This is a genomic window from Flavobacterium bernardetii (genome assembly GCF_011305415.1).
In the GTDB taxonomy this organism is placed as follows: domain Bacteria; phylum Bacteroidota; class Bacteroidia; order Flavobacteriales; family Flavobacteriaceae; genus Flavobacterium; species Flavobacterium bernardetii.
Window position 1 is genome coordinate 1 of record NZ_JAANOQ010000006.1, and the last position, 19,853, is coordinate 19,853.

The following is a 19,853-nucleotide window of genomic DNA, read 5'->3' on the forward strand; positions in this document are numbered from 1 at the left end:
GCAACAATTACGGCTGCTCAAGTTGATAATGGTTCAACTGATAATTGTAGTATTGCTACGATGACGGTTTTACCAAATACATTTACTTGTGCTAATGTTGGTCCAAATACAGTGACTTTAACGGTAACTGATGCGAATGGAAACATAAGTACTGGAACGGCTACGGTAACGATTCAAGATACTGTTCTTCCAACTGTAATTACTCAAAACATAACAGTTCAATTAGACGTGAATGGAAATGCAACAATTACGGCTGCTCAAGTTGATAATGGTTCAACTGATAATTGTAGTATTGCTACGATGACGGTTTTACCAAACACATTTACTTGTGCTAATGTTGGTCCAAACACAGTGACTTTAACAGTAACTGATGTCAATGGAAACATAAGTACTGGAACGGCTACAGTAACGATTCAAGATACTGTTCTTCCAACTGTAATTACTCAAAACATTACGGTTCAATTAGACGCAACTGGAAACGCAACAATTACTGCTGCTCAAGTTAACAATGGTTCAACTGATAATTGTAGTATTGCTACGATGACGGTTTTACCAAACACATTTACTTGTGCTAATGTTGGTCCAAACACAGTGACTTTAACAGTAACGGATGCGAATGGAAACATAAGTAATGGAACAGCTACGGTAACGATTCAAGATACTGTTCTTCCAACTGTGATTACTCAAAACATAACAGTTCAATTAGACGCAACTGGAAACGCAACAATTACTGCTGCTCAAATTGATAATGGCTCAACTGATAATTGTAGCATTACTACGATGACGGTTTTACCAAACACATTTACTTGTGCTAATGTTGGTCCAAACACAGTGACCTTAACAGTAACTGATGTCAATGGAAACATAAGTACTGGAACGGCTACAGTAACGATTCAAGATACTGTTCTTCCAACTGTAATTACTCAAAACATAACAGTTCAATTAGACGCAACAGGTAATGCATCAATTACGGCTGCTCAAGTTGATAATGGTTCAACTGATAATTGTAGTATTGCTACGATGACGGTTTTACCAAATACATTTACTTGTGCTAATGTTGGTCCAAATACTGTGACTTTAACGGTAACAGATGTGAATGGAAATATAAGTACTGGAACGGCTACAGTAACGATTCAAGATACTGTTCTTCCAACTGTAATTACTCAAAACATTACGGTTCAATTAGACGCAACAGGTAATGCATCAATTACGGCTGCTCAAGTTGATAATGGTTCAACTGATAATTGTAGTATTACTACGATGACGGTTTTACCAAACACATTTACTTGTGCTAATGTTGGTTCAAACACAGTGACTTTAACAGTAACTGATGTGAATGGAAACATAAGTACTGGAACAGCTATAGTAACGATTCAAGATACTGTTCTTCCAACTATAATTACTCAGAACATAACAGTTCAATTAGACGTGAATGGAAATGCAACAATTACTGCTGCTCAAATTGACAATGGTTCAACTGATAATTGTGGTATTACTACAATTACTGTTTCTCCAACTTCGTTTACTTGTGCTAATGCTGGACCAAACACGGTTACTTTAACGGTAACAGATGTGAATGGAAATATAAACACAGCAACTGCAACAGTAACTGTAGCGAATAGTTTCGGTGACAATGATTCTGATGGAATTCAAGATAACTGTGATGATGATGATGATAATGATGGTGTTTTAGACACATCAGACAATTGTGAATTGATAGGAAACAGTGATCAAGCAGATAATGATTCAGATGGACTTGGAGATCTTTGTGATGATGACGATGATAATGATGGTATTTTAGACATATCAGATAATTGCCAATTTACTTATAATCCTGACCAACAAGATAGAGACAATGATGGAATTGGAGATCTATGTGATTTAATTGAAGTTAACGTTTCAGAAGCAATTACTCCTAATGGTGATGGAATTAATGATACTTGGATGATTTACAACATCGAAAATTACCCAAATAATTCTATTAGAGTATTTAACAGATGGGGTTCTGAAGTGTTTTTTGCAAAAGGTTATCAAAACGATTGGAATGGTGCCTATAAAAACAACAGTCAACCATTACCAGATTCTGGATCATATTATTATCAATTAGATTTAGATGGAAATGGAAGCATTGAAAAAGATGGTTGGATTTACATCACTCGTCAGTAATCTTTAAAAAAAAACTAAAATGAAATTGTTAAAAAAAATATTTATAGCACTACTACTAACTAGTAGTAGTGCATTTGCCCAACAAGAAAGCATGCTTGCTTTTTATAGATACCAAATGAACATTGTGAATCCAGCTTATGTTGGTGTTGATGGTAAAACCATCATATCTAGTGGAGTTAGAGAACAATGGACTGGTATTGAAAACGCTCCTGAAACTCAAACTTTAGCATTTGGAACTTCATTAGGAAAAAATACTGGACTTGGTATTTCTATGGTGAGCGACAAAACGTTTATTGAAAAACAAACCTTTTTAGGAATTGATTTTTCATATAAATTAAAAGTTTCTGAAAGCACTAACGTATATTTAGGAATTAAAGGTGGTGGAAATTTTTACAATGTAAATACGGCAGGACTTCAAACTTATAATATTACGAGTGATCCTTCATTAAATTCAATTAGCTCATTCAATCCTAATGTTGGTGTTGGTGGTTTAGTTAAATACAAAGATCTTTTTGTATCGTTATCAGTTCCTAGAATGCTGAATACTGAAAGAGTTAGAAATGAAGATGGTTTTGCAACGTCAGCTACTGACAGACCACACTTTTATTTGAGTTCTGGTTATGACATTCATTTTGATGACACGAATCGATACACACTAAAGCCTTCATTCTTTCTTAGATATGTAAATGACGCACCAATATCAATGGATTTTAACACCATGTTTAATTTTAATGATGTTTTAGAACTTGGAGGAACTTACAGAACCGACAAAACATTTGCAGGTTTATTCAACATTAAAATTAGCAAAAAACTAACCTTAGGTTATGCTTACGAAGCCAACTCAAAAAATCAAATTGCTAGAGCTAAAAACACTAGTGAGTTTTTGTTAAGCTTTGAGTTTTAAACTTAAAAATAAATAATAAATCCCCAAAAGGCAGTTGCTTTTTGGGGATTTTTTTTTATAAAATCTAATTATTGAATATTATATTTTTAGCGAAAAGTATTAAAAAAGCTCTCCTTGATTCAAACCTTTAATTCGTCCTAAATGTTTGTAGGCTTTTTCGGTAGCTTCACGGCCGCGAGGTGTTCGCATTAAAAAGCCTTCTTGGATTAAAAAAGGCTCATATACTTCTTCAATAGTTTCTCCGTTTTCTGAAACAGCTGTTGCTAAAGTGGTTAGTCCGACTGGACCACCTTTGAATTTATCAATTAAGGTTGATAAAATTTTATTATCCATTTCATCCAAGCCATTCGCATCAACATTTAATGCTTTTAAGGCATAACGAGCAATTTCAATATCAATTTTTCCGTTTCCTTTTATTTGAGCGAAATCTCGAACTCTTCGTAATAATGCATTCGCGATACGAGGTGTTCCTCTACTTCTACCTGCAATTTCAATGGCTGCTTCTAAATCGATTGGTACATTTAAAATTCCAGAACTTCTTTCCACAATTGTGGCTAATAATTCGGTATTGTAATAATGTAAACGACTTTGAATTCCGAAACGTGCACGCATTGGAGCGGTTAACAATCCAGAACGCGTTGTCGCGCCAACTAAAGTAAACGGATTTAAGTTGATTTGTACAGAACGCGCATTCGGTCCTGATTCAATCATGATGTCGATTTTATAATCTTCCATGGCGGAATACAAGTATTCTTCCACGATGGGTGACAAACGGTGGATTTCGTCAATAAACAAAACGTCACGTTCATCAAGATTAGTTAACAAACCTGCTAAATCTCCGGGTTTATCTAAAACTGGACCGGATGTAATTTTGATTCCCACGCCCAACTCGTTCGCCAAAATACTAGCTAAAGTTGTTTTTCCTAATCCGGGAGGACCGTGAAAAAGGGCGTGATCCAACGCTTCGCCTCGCTGATTGGCAGCGGCAACAAATATTTTTAAATTTTCAAGCACGTGGTCTTGCCCTGCGAAATCGTCAAAACTTAACGGACGCAATGCTTTTTCAATATCTATTTCTTGCGGTGTAAAACGCTCTTTGTTGGGATCTAAATTTTCATTCATGTTACAAATATAATATTAAGTTGGGAGTTGGGAGTTGGGAGTTGGGAGTTTTTTTTGTTTTAACATATAAGTCAAATAAGTTTGGTACGCAGATTTAGCGGATTGTTTTTTTTGTTGTATTGCGGTTAGGGATTTGCGCGGATTTTTAAACATTTAAGTCATGTAAGTTTTTTAAACACATTGACACACATTTTGGTTTGCGGTTTAGACGCTTCGCTCATCATAGCGCATTTAAGTTTGGTACGCAGATTTAACAGATTGTTTTTATTGTTGCATTGCGGTTAGGGATATGTGCGGATTTTTAACCATATAAGTCATATAAGTTTTTTAAACACAGATTAAAGAAATTTCTAAAATTTTAATAATTTCTCCAATCTGTGTTATTAATATTGAGTTGAGAATTTTGTAATTGAAAGACGGTTTCTTGCGTGAGGGATTGTAGTGGAGCTCTTTTTTGTTCCGTTTTTCTCGGGACAAAAAAAGCGGGAACGGAAAGCCCGACCCGAAGGGGCACGCCCAAATTAAAAATAATTGAATTTTAGCATTGCTATTTTCATTGATATTAAAAAAGTATCTTTGTAAAAAATTGAGCACATGATTATTTATAATGTTACCATAAACATTGACGAAAGCGCGCATGACCAATGGTTAAATTGGTTGAAAACCAAGCATATTGGAGAAGTTTTAGCTACAGGTTGTTTTTACAAAGCGAAACTTTCTAGAGTTTTAGTGGAAGAAGAAATGGGTGGAACAACCTATTCTATTCAATATTCTGCGGAAAGCAATGAAAAACTTCAGGAATATTACAAAACCTATGCACCTAAATTGAGAGAAGAAGGTATGCGTTTGTTTGGTGATAAAATGTTAGCTTTTAGAACCGAATTGGAAGTTATTAATGAGTTTTTTAGCAACGAAAACTAGAGAATTTACGATTTAGGATTTACGATTTACGATTTGGGAATTACGAAGTTTAAGAAAAAAATAAAAATATATGTCAGTTAAAGCCAAAAAACATTTAGGTCAGCATTTCCTTACGGATGAAAGCATTGCGCAACAAATTGCCGATTCTTTAATTGGCTCTAACTATAGTAAAGTTTTAGAAATTGGTCCGGGAATGGGTGTTTTAACCAAATACTTATTGGAGAAACCATATGAAACTTTTGTTGTTGAAATTGACAAAGAATCTGTTGATTATTTACAAGCACATTATTTAAAATTAAATAATAATATTTTTTCTTTAGATTTTTTACGTCACGATTGGCAAACGGCTTTCAAAAACGAACAATTTGCGATTATTGGGAATTTCCCATACAATATTTCGACACAAATTGTGTTTAAAACTTTGGAGTTGAGAGATCAAATTCCAGAATTTTCTGGTATGTTTCAGAAAGAAGTTGCGGAGCGAATTTGCAGTAAAAAAGGAAGTAAAGTCTATGGGATTTTATCTGTATTAGCGCAAGCTTTTTATGATGTAGAATACTTATTTACAGTTCCTCCAACCGTGTTTAATCCGCCACCAAAAGTCGATTCTGGTGTGATGCGAATGACTCGAAAAGAGAATTACGAATTGCCTTGTGATGAAAAACTTTTATTTAAAGTGGTGAAAACTGCTTTTCAGCAGAGAAGAAAAACCTTACGCAATAGTTTAAAAACTTTAAATTTATCAGATAAATTACAAGAAGATATTATATTTGCACAAAGACCAGAACAATTGTCAGTTGAAGAATTCATTGCTTTGACTCAAAAAATAGCTGCCGATGGAATTTAAAATCAGTAAAGAACTTATTACGCAAATTGAAACTTTGGTTCAACAAAATAATATTGTTGAATTAGAGAACATTTTGCATGAAATTCACTTTGCTGATATAGCGGAAATTATGAATGATTTGGATACTTCCGAAGCCATTTATCTTTTCAACTTATTAGATTCTGAAATTACAGCAGAAATATTATTAGAATTAGATGATGAAGTTCGTGAAAACATTTTACGAAGTTTATCAGCCAAAGAAATTGCAGAAGAGCTTGACGAGTTAGATACGGATGACGCGGCGGATATTATTGCCGAATTACCACAATCGAAAAAAGCGCAGGTAATTTCTGAGCTTGAAGATGTTGAGCACGCCAAAGATATTGTTGACCTTTTACGTTATGACGAAAATACCGCTGGTGGTATTATGGCGAAAGAGTTAGTAAAAGTGAACGAAAACTGGAACGTGTTAACTTGCGTAAAAGAAATGCGTTTGCAAGCTGAAAATGTGACCAGAGTACATTCGATTTATGTTGTTGATGATGAAGACCGTTTGAAAGGACGTTTGTCGTTGAAAGATTTATTAACGACATCTACCAAAACCCAAATTAGTGATATTTACATTAAAAAAGTAGACTACGTTCGCGTAGAAACTAAAGATGTAGAAGTAGCAAGAATCATGCAAAAGTATGACTTGGAAGCGATTCCAGTTATTGATGAATTGGACAGATTAGTTGGTCGTGTTACGATTGATGACATTATTGATATTATAAAAGAAGAAGCCGATAAAGATTACCAATTAGCGGCCGGAATTTCGCAAGACGTTGAGGCGGATGATAGTATTCTAGAATTAACCAAAGCGCGTTTGCCATGGTTGGTTTTAGCCTTATTTGGTGGATTTATTTCTGTAAAAGTCTTAGGGATTTTTGAACCGATGATGAACAGCCACAGAATGTTATTGTTTTTTACACCTCTAATTGCGGCTATGGCTGGAAATGTTGGTGTACAATCGAGTGCGATTGTGGTTCAAGGTTTGGCTAACAATTCGATTACAGGTAGTTTATGGAATCGATTATTGAAAGAATTATCGTTAAGCTTATTAAACGGAAGCATTTTAGCTGTTATTTTAATACTTGGCACACATTTCCTACTTGGATACGAATTCATTATTGGAATCACTGTTTCTATCGCTTTATTAAGTGTAATTGTAGTGGCTTCATTAATTGGAACATTTATTCCGATAGTTTTAGACAAATACGGTATTGATCCTGCATTAGCTACAGGCCCATTTATTACTACCAGTAATGATATTTTGGGAATTATCATTTACTTCTCAATTGCAAGAATAGTTTTAGGAATATAAATTTACTTTTCAGAATATATAATATAAGAAAACCCGGCGCTTGCTGGGTTTTTTGTTATGGTTTACTTATTTATCAAGAATCACGCGAAAGGAATCGCGCGGGAGCGGTATTATTTGGAATTAATTAACTTTTACTAAATAGCCATTATTATAATAAGTATCAAAACATAAAGAATTAAACAAATCATATTTATTAAAAACTTCCTCTTTATGATACAAATATGATTTAAACATTAATTTTAAGAACGAATTATAATTCATTTTAAAAAAATTGTTTTTATCCTTTTCATCGAAACAATAACTTCGAATAGTCATATTTACACTATAAGAAAAATCCATCATAGTTAAAAATTCACAATCATCATGAATCCAATTCGAAAGATGTTTTATTGGAAATAAATTTTCATTTAAAAGAGAAATATAACTTTGAAATTTTGAAGGCAAATTAATTCTAACTGTATTATCTTGCTTATCTAAATAAGCTGTTGATTCATAAGTTTTCAAATTAAACATATATTTCTTTTTACAATCTATCAATAAATATTCATCAGAAATATTTGTCATAAAAAAGTTATCCTTATTTTTATCATCATTAAATCTATCCAGAATTCTTTCTTTTGATATTTTTAAATACAATCTGAATTTTTTATAGCTTGAAACATATATAAAACATAAAGTATCATTCTTAATAGGTATATAAAAATTCTTCTCCATATTAGAATACTCGGAAATATCTGATGGTTTCAATTGCTCTATTTCCAATTTTAAATTGAATGAAATTTCTTTTTTAGTTAGTAATTTTTTTTTTAACAATTTATCTAGAGAAAAATTTTGGCTATTTGAAGACGTTACAATTAACAGTAATAATATTTTAAAATTCATTTCATTATCAATTTTGAATTAATAAAAAAGTCCCAATTTGCATTGGGACTTTTTTAAATATTTTAGTGATGTAACTCAACTTCACCTTCTTTCATTGGTGTCGTTTGCGGTACGAAATCTTCATCATGACCTGGCTTACTGTAGTCATATGGCCAACGGTGTACAGCTGGGATTTCTCCTGGCCAGTTTCCGTGAATGTGCTCTACAGGTGCCGTCCATTCTAATGTAGTTGAACGCCATGGGTTCATTGGTGCTTTTTTACCTTTGAAAATACTGTAGAAGAAGTTCCAGAAGAAAACTAATTGGAACGCTGCTCCAACAATAGCGAACATAGTAATTAATACGTTTGTATCTGCTAACTCGTCAAATAATGGGAAGTTAGAGTTGGTATAATATCTTCTTGGTAAACCTGCCATTCCAATGAAGTGCATTGGAAAGAAAACTCCGTAAGCACAAACTGCAGTTACCCAGAAGTGAATATAACCCTGTGTTTTGTTCATCATTCTTCCGAACATTCTTGGGAACCAGTGGTACACCCCAGCGAAGAATCCGTATAATGCTGAAATACCCATTACTAAGTGGAAATGCGCTACTACGAAATATGTATCGTGAACGTTAATATCTAACGTACTGTCTCCTAAAATGATTCCTGTTAAACCTCCAGTGATGAAAGTAGAAACTAAACCAATTGAGAATAACATTCCAGGGTTTAATTGTAAGTTACCTTTCCAAAGTGTAGTAATGTAGTTAAACGCTTTTACAGCAGATGGAATTGCAATTAATAATGTTGTAAATGTAAATACCGATCCTAAGAATGGATTCATACCTGAAATAAACATGTGGTGACCCCAAACGATTGTAGATAAGAATGCAATTGCGATAATAGAAGCAATCATGGCTCTGTAACCGAAAATTGGTTTTCTAGAGTTTGTTGCAATTACTTCAGACGTAATTCCTAAAGCTGGTAATAATACGATATAAACTTCAGGGTGACCTAAGAACCAGAATAAGTGCTCGAATAATACTGGAGAACCACCTTGGTAATGTAAAACTTCACCTTTAATGAAAATATCTGATAAGTAGAAAGAAGTTCCGAAACTTCTATCGAAGATTAATAATAATGCTGCAGAAAACAATACTGGGAATGAAATAACTCCAATAATTGCAGTTACAAAGAAAGCCCAAACTGTAAGTGGCAATCTTGTCATTGTCATCCCTTTTGTTCTTAAATTGATAACAGTTACGATATAATTTAAAGATCCCATTAATGAAGATGCGATGAAAATAGCCATAGATACTAACCATAAAGTCATACCCATTCCTGAACCTGGTATCGCTTCTTCAATAGCTGAAAGTGGTGGATAAATTGTCCAACCCGCAGATGCAGGACCCGATTCAACAAATAAAGAACTAATCATGATAACACATGAGATAAAAAACATCCAGAAAGATAACATGTTCATGAAACCAGATGCCATATCTCTTGCTCCAATTTGCAGTGGAATAAGTAAGTTACTAAAAGTACCCGATAGTCCCGCAGTTAATACGAAGAATACCATGATAGTACCGTGAATAGTTACTAAAGCTAGGTAAATATCATTTCTCATAACTCCACCTGGAGCCATTTTTTCTCCTAAGAAAATTTTAAAAACTTCAAAAGATTCTTCAGGCCAAGCAATTTGCATTCTGAAAAATAAAGATAAAACTACCCCTATAATCCCCATTAATAAACCTGAAATTAGGTACTGCTTAGCAATCATTTTATGGTCAATACTAAAAATATATTTAGTAATGAAAGTGTCTTTATGATGACCGTGATCGTGTGACATAATAATTATATTATTTTTTGAATCTTAATTTATTTTTTTGCTACTGCTTCTGCAATTGTTTTAGTAGAATCTACTACAACTGTTGCTGCCGCATCTGGAGTTACTGCTGCTGGATCAACTTTAGGAGCATTTGCTTCTTTAATTGTAGCTGCAATCGTTTTTTGTGATGCTAACCATTTTTTGTAATCTGCTTCAGACTCTACAATAATTTTCAATTGCATGTTATAGTGAGAAGCTCCACAAATTTTATTACATAATAATAAATAATCAAATGTATATGGTTCTAAAGCTGGTTTTCCTTCAGCAACTAATGCTTGAGATTTTTTAGCTCTAATTTTATTGATTCCATCCACTTTTTTCATCATCATTGCAGTACCACGCATTTCAGCTGTCGTAAGCGTAGGAATGAAAGCAAATTCCGTTACCATACCAGGAACACAGTTCATTTGTGCTCTAAAGTGAGGCATATAAGCAGAGTGAAGAACATCTTGAGAACGCATTCTGAAATGTATTTTCTTACCAACAGGTAAGTGGATTTCAGCTACAACTTTATCATCTTGCGACGCAGGATCTGACATGTCAACACCAACAGTATTAACATCTTTAATGTAACGCACATTGGCTTTACCTAAAGTATTGTCTTCACCAGAATAACGAGCTTCCCAAGCGAATTGTTTTGCATATAATTCAACATTGATTACTTCTTCATCTTCATCAACATACATAATTTGATTCCAAGTGTATAATCCGTAAAGAATTAATACAGCCAAAACAATAACTGGAATAATCGTCCAGATTGCTTCTAATTTGTTGTTATCTGCAAAGTATAAAGCTTTCTGACCTTCTTTACCTCTATATTTAAAAGCAAAATAGTGTAATAAGAATTGAGTAAATGTTTGTACAATAAAGATAATAACCATCGAAATGTTCATTAAATTATCAACTTCTTTTCCGTGTTCAGAAGCTGGTGTATCTAACACGAAACTTCCACACTTTACAAAAGAAAGAATTGTAACTATGTATATAAATGCTACAAACGCAAACATTAAATATCCATTTATATTGTTGTCTCTATCATTAGCAACACCAGAGTCATCTCTTTTTGTTCCTAATTGTGTTAGACTAAATATCTTAGATAATTGCCATGCTGCAACACCTAATAAAACTATGATTAAAAGTATCAATAAACCGTTCATTTGTTTATTTCGTTAATTAATTATTAATAATGAAAATGCTTGCTTTCTTCTATATATGGATTCCCGTCAGACGCTAAAGGAGCTTTTGTTAATGCTGTAAACACAACAAAAATAAACAATCCAGCGAAGAAAAGTACTGAACTAATTTCAGACACACCAATAAACCATTGATCACCAACTGTTGCAGGCATAATCATGTTGAAGAAATCAACATAGTGACCTGCTAATATTACGATACCAGCCATTACAACTACCCAACTAAGGCGTTTGAAGTCAGCATTGATTAATATTAAAATTGGGAATACAAAATTCATAACAACCATTCCAAAGAAAGGTAAATTATAGTTTTCAATACGAGTTACAAAATAAGTAACTTCTTCAGGAATATTAGAATACCACATTAACATGAACTGAGAGAACCATAAGTATGTCCAGAATACACTGATACCAAACATAAATTTAGCTAAATCATGTAAGTGAGATTTATTCACCTCTGGTAATAATCCTTTATTTTTTAAGTAAATCGTAGTCATAGTAATAACTGTAATTCCACTTACAAAGAAACTTGCAAATACATACCATCCGAATAATGTACTGTACCAGTGTGGGTCAACAGACATAATCCAATCCCAAGACATCATTGATTCAGAAACAATAAAGAATACTAAGAATAATGCAGCTGCGTTGTAATTCTTTCTAAAGAAAGACATATCTCTAGTTTGATCTAATTTTATTGAATTTTTTCTAGATACATATCTATATAAATTCCAACCAAACAAGAAAATAACCGCTCTTATTAAGAAAAAAGGAATATTTAAAAATCCAGTTTTACCAGCAATAATGTGGTCATAATTTTCATGCCCTTTAGTTGCAACACCATCAGCCATCCAAACAAACATATGATTGTCACCAACGCGGAAACATGTAAGTAATAAGATAACAATAAAAATAATAGACCCAGGTAATAAGTAGCTAGAAACACCTTCCATAACTCTAAACAACATTGGAGACCAACCTGCTTGCGCTACCCATTGAATAGCATAAAAAGCTAAAGCACCAACAGCAATTAACATAAAGAAGATACAAGCAACATACAAAGCAGACCAAGGCTTGTTTTGTAATTGGTGTTTCACATGCTCAACGTGCTCTTTGTGTTCCGCAGCGTGATCAACGTGTTCTTTATGAAATTTACTTACGTAAATATCACTTTTGTGATTTGCAACAACTGGAGCAATTACTACTGCAGTAGAATCTACTTCTGCATGTGAAGCAGTATCAACTGCTACGTGAGCTACTTCATGCTTTAAAGTATCAACTACTTCTGCTTCATGAGTAGTAGCTTCGTGAGAAGCATGCTCTTCAACTTTTGCATGTTCATCATGAGTAGCTTCAGAATGTGATGCTGCTGCATGAGTATCGTGGTGTGCTCCACCATGATGAGCTTCTTGCTCTTTTAAAATTTTTTCAACATCTTCATTAGTTTTAGGTGCAGTCCAGAAACCGTAACCGATTCCTAAAATACCTAATACCATTAAGGCGAATGAAAAGCTTTTTAATCTACTAGAAAACTGGTACATATTTATATTTTTTTCAAAAAAGTAATACTATTTTAATTCTGATTTAAGTTTCATAACATAATCAGCAACTTGCCATCTTTCTTCTTTTGACAACTGATTTGCATGTGAACCCATTGAGTTTAAACCGTAAGTAACAACGTGAAATACACTACCTGTAGTAACCACTCTATCTTTATAACTAGGTACACCTAGAAATTTTTCTCTTTTTACCAAATTTCCTTTTCCATCACCACCTTCACCGTGGCAAATTGCACAGTAAATAGTAAACAACTCTTTACCTCTTTCTGCATCAATTTGATCTGCAGTTAAAGGAGAAACATTAGCTTTAGATGCTGCATAACCTTCTGGTGTATTTGGAATTTCGTAAGGTACAAAACCTTGCTTAATTGTTCCAGCAGGTGGAATTTGGCTTACTTTTCCTTTTTCTCCAGTTGGAGAATTGAAAACGTTAGATTCTCCATAAGTTTCATATGAAACTGGTTCGTACATGTTTGGAAAAAACTGATAATTAGGCGCAGATTTATCAAAACAAGATGTCATTAGCAAAGATGCTCCTACTAATGTCAATATATTTAAAACACTTTTCATATTCTCTTAATGCTTATCAATTACTTTAACTTCTACTGCTCCAGTGTTTTTAAAGAAAGAAACTAATTCTTCTTCGTTACCGTTAACTCCAACTTCCATTAAAAAATGGTCATCTGTTGTTCTTACATCTGGATTTTCCGCTTCTTTAAATGGCCATAATCTACTTCTCATATAAAAAGTGATAACCATTAAGTGAGCAGCAAAAAATACGGTTCCTTCAAACATAACTGGAACAAAAGCTGGCATATTTTGATAAAATGCCATACTTGGTTTTCCACCAATATCTTGAGGCCAATCACTAATCATGATAAATTTTAACATGAAACTATAGATAGTAAGTCCTGTGATTCCAAATAAGAAGGCACAAATTGCAAGTCTTGTTCCTGCTAACCCCATAGCTTTATCTAGTCCGTGAACTGGAAATGGAGTATAAATCTCTTCAATGTGATAATGTGCGGCTTTAGTTTTGTGAACTGCAGCTAACAAAACATCATCGTCGTTATATATAGCGTGTACTACTTTATTACTCATAATTCTTTATATTAATGATGATCGTGTCCTTCATGTCCATCATGTCCGTGATTGTCATGATGTGGTTTACTATCTCCTCTTTCTCTTTTGAAGTTATCTCCAGATGATTTTAAGATTGTTTTTACTTCTGCCTGAGCAATAACTGGAAAACTTCTAGAATATAATAAGAATAATACGAAGAAGAATCCGATAGTTCCAATAAAAATACCTGCGTCAACAAAAGTTGGTTGGAACATTGTCCAAGATGATGGCAAATAATCTCTATGTAATGAAGTTACGATAATTACGAAACGTTCAAACCACATTCCAATGTTTACTACAATAGAAATAATGAAAGAGAATGCAATACTTGTTCTTAATTTTTTGAACCACATGAACTGTGGAGAGAAAACGTTACAAGTCATCATTAACCAGTATGACCACCAGTAAGGTCCAGTTGCTCTGTTTAAGAAAGCATACTGTTCGTATTCTACACCAGAATACCAAGCCACGAATAATTCCGTGATATATGCACAACCTACAATCGAACCTGTAATCATAATAATGATGTTCATTAATTCAATGTGTTGTACCGTAATATAATCTTCTAAACTAGATACTTTACGCATTACAATTAATAACGTGTTTACCATGGCGAATCCTGAGAATACCGCACCAGCCACGAAATATGGAGGTAAGATAGTTGTATGCCAACCAGGAATTACAGAAGTTGCGAAGTCAAAAGATACAATTGTGTGTACAGAAAGTACTAAAGGAGTTGCTAAACCAGCTAATACTAAAGAAACTTCTTCAAAACGTTGCCAGTCTTTTGCTCTACCACTCCATCCGAAAGAAAGGATTGAATAAACTCTTTTTGTAAATGGAGTAACAGCTCTATCTCTAAGCATTGCGAAATCTGGCAATAAACCTGTCCACCAGAATACTAATGATACAGATAAATAGGTAGAGATAGCGAAAACGTCCCATAATAATGGAGAGTTAAAGTTTACCCATAATGATCCAAATTGATTTGGAATTGGCAATACCCAGTATGCTAACCATGGACGACCCATGTGAATAATTGGGAATAAACCTGCTTGAACTACAGAAAAAATTGTCATCGCTTCTGCAGAACGGTTAATCGCCATTCTCCATTTTTGACGGAACAATAATAATACAGCTGAGATAAGTGTACCAGCGTGACCAATACCTACCCACCAAACGAAGTTGGTAATATCCCAAGCCCATCCAATTGTTTTATTTAATCCCCAAGTACCAATACCTGTTGTGATTGTATATACCATACAGCCTAATCCCCAAAGGAATGCGGCTAATGCTATTGAAAATACTGTCCACCATAGTTTGTTTGCTCTTCCTTCAACAGGGCGAGCCACATCAACAGTTATATCGTGATAAGATTTATCACCAATAACCAAAGGTTTTCTAATGGGTGCTTCGTAATGAGACATAATCCTTTATATGTGTTTCTTATTAATAATTATTTATCGTTTCTAACTTTAACATGATACATCACGTTAGGTTTTGTTCCAATGCTTTCTAATAAATGGTACATTCTGTCGTCTTCCAATAATTGAGCAACATCAGATTCTGTATTATTTACATCTCCAAATTTCATTGACCCTGAAGTACAAGCAGCAGAACAAGCAGTTTGGAAGTCATCTTTACCAACTTCTTTTCCTTCTTTTTTCGCTTTTAAGATTGTAGCTTGAGTCATTTGGATACACATAGAACATTTTTCCATAACCCCACGAGAACGTACGTTTACGTCTGGATTTAATACCATACGGCCTAAATCATCATTCATGTGGTAATCAAACTCATCATTCTTGTTGTACAAGAACCAGTTGAAACGACGTACTTTATACGGACAGTTGTTAGCACAGTAACGAGTACCAACACATCTGTTGTATGCCATATGGTTTTGACCTTGACGAGAGTGAGATGTAGCAGCAACTGGACAAACAGTTTCACATGGAGCGTGGTTACAGTGCTGACACATTACAGGTTGGAAAACAACTTGCGGGTTAACCGAAGGATCTTCCATTTCTTGTAATGTAGATATAGTTCCAGATAAACCAGTTGAACCTTCTTTCTTTTCGATATCTCCAGAGAAAGTATCTTCAGATGAATAATATCTGTCGATTCTTAACCAGTGCATATCACGGCTTCTTCTAACTTCAGCTTTACCAACTACTGGTACATTGTTTTCTGCGTGACATGCAATAACACATGCTCCACAACCTGTACAAGAATTTAAATCAATAGATAAGTTAAAATGGTGACCTGTAGTTCTATCAAAAGAAGTCCATAAATCTACAGATGTAGCGGCAACTTCTTTGTGATCTAATGAAACAACTGGAGTTGGATTATAAATTTCTTTATTACCAGCTTCATTTGCTTTATTGAAAATAGATAATGTAGTATCTTTTACGATATCACCTCTACCCATTAATGTTCTTTGTAATTGCACACAAGCAAATTCATGTTCACCATCAGCTAAAGTAACTGTAGCGCTTTGATTTGCATTTCCGTTAGCGTATAAAGTATATGCGTTAACACCAGTTTGCATTTCTTCTTTTAATGCTTCTTTTCTACCGTAACCAAAAGCTAAACCAATTGTTCCAACAGCTTGACCCGGTTGAATAATTACAGGTACATTTTCTAAAGTAGCATTTCCAACTTTAATTAAAACATAACTTCCGTTTAAACCTCCGTTAGCTACATTAAAGTTTTCTAAACTTAACTTTTCAGCATCAGCTTTAGAAACAGTTACATAGTTATCCCAAGATACTCTTGTAATTGGATCTGGAAACTCTTGTAACCAAGGGTTATTCGCTTGTTGTCCATCTCCCATTCCAACTTTGCTATATAAAACTAAATCTAATCCATTAGATTTAGCAGCAGCTAATTTTGAAGCAGAAGTTCCAAAGTTACCACCTTGAGCAACTAAACCTCCAATAGCAGTAACAACAAAACCATCATGAACAACTTGATTCCAAGTTTTACCACCTAAATTTGTAGCAGAAAACCCTTTTAAGAAATCATAATATGGAGTTGCATTATCATTCCAAGATAATAAAGCTTCTTGAAATTGTTTTGTATTGAATAATGGTCTGATTGTTGGCTGAGCAATACTATAGTTAGAACGTGTAATTGAAACATCATTCCAAGACTCTAAATAATGACTTGCAGCAGCAGCAATAGTAGTTTTAACAGCAGTTTCATCTTCTTTAGTAGAGAATGATACTGATAATTTTACTTTTCCTAAACCTGTAACAAATGCAGCAGAGTTTGCCAAAGTATAAACTGGATTCACGCCACTCATAATTAATGTGTGAACTTTTCCAGCATTCATATCTGTTACTAATTGAGCAACAGCTTTCGCATCACCTTTTCTAGTTAATTTAGCATCAGAAGGATTGAATGCTTCAGATTTTAAAGCTAAATTGATACCTAATACTAAATATTGTGCATCAAAATCATCTAAACCTGTAACCACTACTCCTTTTGAACCAGCTGCTTTTAATTGTTGAGCTGCTTTTTCAACTTCTTTATCTAAAGCACCTACACTTGCAACTGAAACTCCAGAACCAGTAACGGCATTATATAATTTTACTAAAGCTAATTTTTGATTAGCAACAGTTAAAGGAATTCTTTTGTCTGCATTAGCACCAGCTAATGACATATTTGCTTCGATTTGAATATGTTTAGACATTTTTCCGTTTTTCGGAACACGTCCTTTAGCATATCCAGCATCATAACCTCCTCCTTGCCAATCTCCTAAGATATCAGCACCAACAGAAACAATAGTATCTGCATTTTCGAAGTTATAATTTGATAAAGCTCTAAAACCGTAAACTGCTTGAAAAGCATCTAAAGCATTAGAATCAGAAATTGCATCATATACTACGTGTTTAACGTTTGTATATTTTGTTGCTAAATCTGAAATTAATTTATCAGTAGAAGGACTTGCTGTAGTGTTTGTTAAAACAACAACTTGACCACCTTTAGTCTTAGCTTCTACTAAACTAGCTTTAACTTTTGCGTTTACTTCATTCCAAGAAGCCTCTTTTTTATCAATTTTAGGATTTTTTAATCTTAAATTGTCATATAAAGATAAAACTGAAGCATGTACTCTTGCATTTGCTCCCGTTACAGAACCTTCAGTAGAATTATTTTCAACTTTAATTGGACGACCCTCGCGAGTTTTAATTAAAATATTAGCGAAATCATAACCATCCGCAATTGTAGTAGCGTAATAGTCTGCTACACCTGGGATAATTTCTTCTGGTTGAACCACATAAGGAATTGACTTAATTACCGGCCCTTCACAAGCTGCTAATGATGCTGCAGCCGTACTGAAACCAACGTACTTTAAAAAGTCACGACGCGAAGTAGATGAATTAGAAAGATTTTCTTTATCACCTAAAAACTCATCAACAGGAATTTGCTCTACAAATTCGTTGCTTTGTAACGCCTCAACAATAGAACTATTTTCATTTAGTTCTTCAACACTTTTCCAGTATTTTTTGTTTGATGCCATTGTATATAGATATTAACTTCTTATATTATTATTAATAGTGACATTTACCACACTCTAAACCACCCATTTGAGCAGCTGTCAACTTAGTAACACCCAATTTCTTAGCTAATTGGTCGTGGATTTTTGTGTAATAACCATTATCTTCAACTTTCACATTAGTTTCTCTGTGACAGTTAATACACCATCCCATAGTTAATGGTTGGTCTTGTTTCATAACTTCAAATGACTCTACTTTACCGTGACATTTCTGACATTCGATACCACCAACAGTTACGTGCTGAGAGTGATTGAAGTATACGAAATCTGGTAAATTATGAATTCTAACCCATTTAACTGGCTTAGTTTTTCCTGTATATTTTTGAGTCGCTTTATCCCAACCAACAGCATCATATAATTTTTGAATTTCCGCAGTATAGAATTCTTTTGTGTATTCCACATAAGTAGAATCTTTAGAACCTTGGAATTCAGAAATGTTTTTGTGACAGTTCATACACACATTTAACGATGGAATACCAGCGTTTTTTGAAACTCTTGCAGACGAGTGACAGTATTTACAATCAATACCGTTTTCACCAGCGTGAATTTTATGCGAATAATGAATTGGTTGAATTGGCTCATATCCTTTATCAACACCTATTTGCATGAAATATCCATACATAAAGTACGCAGAAGTTAACAAAAACAATATTGCCGTAACCACCATTATAAATTGGTTTTTCACATAAGCTTTTGCAAAAGAAACAACCGCATTAGCAGGACTTTTACCTTCTGAAACATCAACACCTTCTTTTTTAGCAAGATTTCGCATTAATTTGTTCACAGAGAAAAGCACAAAAATCAAAGCACCTAATATAAAAGCTAAAACACCTAATATTAAGTTGTTTGAAATTCCACTTCCAGTTTTTTCTGAACCTTCAGCAACCCCAGCTTTTGGAGTCTCAGGTTCTGGAGCAGGCTCCATTGCATAAGCAACAATATTATCAATGTCTCCATTTGATAATTGAGGAAAAGCAGTCATATTTGCTTTCGCAAATTCTTCGTACACTTTTACTGCTTTAGCATCACCAGACTTAATAAGGTCTGAACTATTTTTGATCCATTTGTACAACCATTCTTTGTCATACTTATCGCCAACACCTCTCAATGCAGGACCAGTCATTTTTGCATCTAATTTGTGACAAGCTGCACAATTAGTGTTAAACAATTCTTTTCCTTTTACTGGATCACCCGAACCAGCGGCTGGCGCAGCAGCTGCCTCAGCAGGTGCAGCAGTTGCTACAGGTTCTTGCGCAGAAACGCCTACTGCAAATATCGCAGAAAACGCTAAAGAAAAGATAGTTTTTGAAAACGATTTAGGGTTACCCAACTTTTTCATATTAAAAATTAATTATCAAACTTATTTTTG

15 protein-coding genes are annotated in these 19,853 nt (G+C 34.0%); 5 read left to right on the plus strand and 10 right to left on the minus strand.

The annotated features are described in order from the left end of the window. Together G6N05_RS11130 and G6N05_RS11135 are read left to right on the plus strand one after the other, a co-directional pair. A partial coding sequence (locus tag G6N05_RS11130; protein ID WP_166128920.1) for a gliding motility-associated C-terminal domain-containing protein occupies nt 1-2,166 on the plus strand: 2,166 nt, incomplete at its 5' end. 19 nt (nt 2,167-2,185) lie between these two features. Beyond that, nucleotides 2,186-3,070: a PorP/SprF family type IX secretion system membrane protein gene (locus tag G6N05_RS11135; RefSeq protein WP_166128924.1), complete on the plus strand. Its 885-nt coding sequence runs from the start codon at nt 2,186-2,188 to the stop codon at nt 3,068-3,070. A 99-nt stretch (nt 3,071-3,169) separates the two neighbouring features. On the opposite strand, the gene ruvB is transcribed toward G6N05_RS11135, so the two are convergent. Continuing rightward, a complete protein-coding gene (ruvB, locus tag G6N05_RS11140) occupies nt 3,170-4,192 on the minus strand; it encodes a Holliday junction branch migration DNA helicase RuvB (RefSeq protein WP_091312745.1) in 1,023 nt (340 codons plus the stop codon). Between the two features lie 594 nt (nt 4,193-4,786). Between ruvB and G6N05_RS11145 the strand changes: the two genes are divergently transcribed. The 3 genes from G6N05_RS11145 to mgtE all read left to right on the plus strand — a co-directional run bounded on the left by G6N05_RS11145 (nt 4,787) and on the right by mgtE (nt 7,302). Beyond that, a complete protein-coding gene (locus G6N05_RS11145; protein WP_166128928.1) occupies nt 4,787-5,113 on the plus strand; it encodes a DUF4286 family protein in 327 nt (108 codons plus the stop codon). Between the two features lie 70 nt (nt 5,114-5,183). Further along, complete coding sequence (rsmA, locus tag G6N05_RS11150; protein ID WP_166128931.1) at nt 5,184-5,960, plus strand: 16S rRNA (adenine(1518)-N(6)/adenine(1519)-N(6))-dimethyltransferase RsmA; 777 nt, start codon at nt 5,184-5,186, stop codon at nt 5,958-5,960. After that, complete coding sequence (mgtE, locus tag G6N05_RS11155) at nt 5,950-7,302, plus strand: magnesium transporter (RefSeq protein WP_166128935.1); 1,353 nt, start codon at nt 5,950-5,952, stop codon at nt 7,300-7,302. Before rsmA ends, mgtE begins: the two co-directional genes overlap by 11 nt. A 120-nt stretch (nt 7,303-7,422) precedes the next feature. On the opposite strand, the gene G6N05_RS11160 is transcribed toward mgtE, so the two are convergent. The 9 genes from G6N05_RS11160 to G6N05_RS11200 form a co-directional block, all read right to left on the minus strand. Next, nucleotides 7,423-8,184 (minus strand): hypothetical protein, encoded by a 762-nt coding sequence (locus tag G6N05_RS11160; protein WP_166128939.1) that lies wholly within the window; start codon nt 8,182-8,184, stop codon nt 7,423-7,425. A gap of 62 nt (nt 8,185-8,246) precedes the next feature. Then, complete coding sequence (locus G6N05_RS11165; protein ID WP_166128942.1) at nt 8,247-10,013, minus strand: cytochrome c oxidase subunit I; 1,767 nt, start codon at nt 10,011-10,013, stop codon at nt 8,247-8,249. A gap of 29 nt (nt 10,014-10,042) precedes the next feature. Further along, a complete protein-coding gene (locus G6N05_RS11170; protein ID WP_166128945.1) occupies nt 10,043-11,209 on the minus strand; it encodes a cytochrome c oxidase subunit II in 1,167 nt (388 codons plus the stop codon). Nucleotides 11,210-11,232: 23 nt separating this feature from the next. After that, complete coding sequence (locus G6N05_RS11175; protein ID WP_166128949.1) at nt 11,233-12,786, minus strand: quinol:cytochrome C oxidoreductase; 1,554 nt, start codon at nt 12,784-12,786, stop codon at nt 11,233-11,235. 27 nt (nt 12,787-12,813) lie between these two features. Then, a complete protein-coding gene (locus G6N05_RS11180) occupies nt 12,814-13,374 on the minus strand; it encodes a c-type cytochrome (RefSeq protein ID WP_166128951.1) in 561 nt (186 codons plus the stop codon). A 6-nt stretch (nt 13,375-13,380) separates the two neighbouring features. Then, the gene (locus tag G6N05_RS11185) at nt 13,381-13,905 is read right to left on the minus strand and encodes a DUF3341 domain-containing protein (RefSeq protein ID WP_166128955.1); all 525 of its coding nucleotides are present in this window, start codon (nt 13,903-13,905) and stop codon (nt 13,381-13,383) included. An 11-nt stretch (nt 13,906-13,916) separates the two neighbouring features. Continuing rightward, complete coding sequence (nrfD, locus tag G6N05_RS11190) at nt 13,917-15,356, minus strand: NrfD/PsrC family molybdoenzyme membrane anchor subunit (protein WP_166129675.1); 1,440 nt, start codon at nt 15,354-15,356, stop codon at nt 13,917-13,919. 26 nt (nt 15,357-15,382) lie between these two features. Beyond that, on the minus strand, nt 15,383-18,448 hold the full coding sequence (locus G6N05_RS11195) for a TAT-variant-translocated molybdopterin oxidoreductase (protein ID WP_166128960.1): 3,066 nt from the start codon (nt 18,446-18,448) through the stop codon (nt 15,383-15,385). Nucleotides 18,449-18,479: 31 nt separating this feature from the next. Continuing rightward, nucleotides 18,480-19,823 carry a cytochrome c3 family protein gene (locus G6N05_RS11200; RefSeq protein ID WP_166128965.1) on the minus strand — a complete coding sequence of 448 codons (1,344 nt, stop codon included), beginning with the start codon at nt 19,821-19,823 and terminating at the stop codon, nt 18,480-18,482. Nucleotides 19,824-19,853: the final 30 nt, after the last annotated feature.

Coding starts and splice junctions, on each gene's coding strand:
- G6N05_RS11135 (WP_166128924.1), top strand. CDS start 2,186: ATGAAATTGTTAAAAAAAATATTTATAGCACTACTACTAACTAGTAGT.
- ruvB (WP_091312745.1), bottom strand. CDS start 4,192: ATGAATGAAAATTTAGATCCCAACAAAGAGCGTTTTACACCGCAAGAA.
- G6N05_RS11145 (WP_166128928.1), top strand. CDS start 4,787: ATGATTATTTATAATGTTACCATAAACATTGACGAAAGCGCGCATGAC.
- rsmA (WP_166128931.1), top strand. CDS start 5,184: ATGTCAGTTAAAGCCAAAAAACATTTAGGTCAGCATTTCCTTACGGAT.
- mgtE (WP_166128935.1), top strand. CDS start 5,950: ATGGAATTTAAAATCAGTAAAGAACTTATTACGCAAATTGAAACTTTG.
- G6N05_RS11160 (WP_166128939.1), bottom strand. CDS start 8,184: ATGAATTTTAAAATATTATTACTGTTAATTGTAACGTCTTCAAATAGC.
- G6N05_RS11165 (WP_166128942.1), bottom strand. CDS start 10,013: ATGTCACACGATCACGGTCATCATAAAGACACTTTCATTACTAAATAT.
- G6N05_RS11170 (WP_166128945.1), bottom strand. CDS start 11,209: ATGAACGGTTTATTGATACTTTTAATCATAGTTTTATTAGGTGTTGCA.
- G6N05_RS11175 (WP_166128949.1), bottom strand. CDS start 12,786: ATGTACCAGTTTTCTAGTAGATTAAAAAGCTTTTCATTCGCCTTAATG.
- G6N05_RS11180 (WP_166128951.1), bottom strand. CDS start 13,374: ATGAAAAGTGTTTTAAATATATTGACATTAGTAGGAGCATCTTTGCTA.
- G6N05_RS11185 (WP_166128955.1), bottom strand. CDS start 13,905: ATGAGTAATAAAGTAGTACACGCTATATATAACGACGATGATGTTTTG.
- G6N05_RS11195 (WP_166128960.1), bottom strand. CDS start 18,448: ATGGCATCAAACAAAAAATACTGGAAAAGTGTTGAAGAACTAAATGAA.
- G6N05_RS11200 (WP_166128965.1), bottom strand. CDS start 19,823: ATGAAAAAGTTGGGTAACCCTAAATCGTTTTCAAAAACTATCTTTTCT.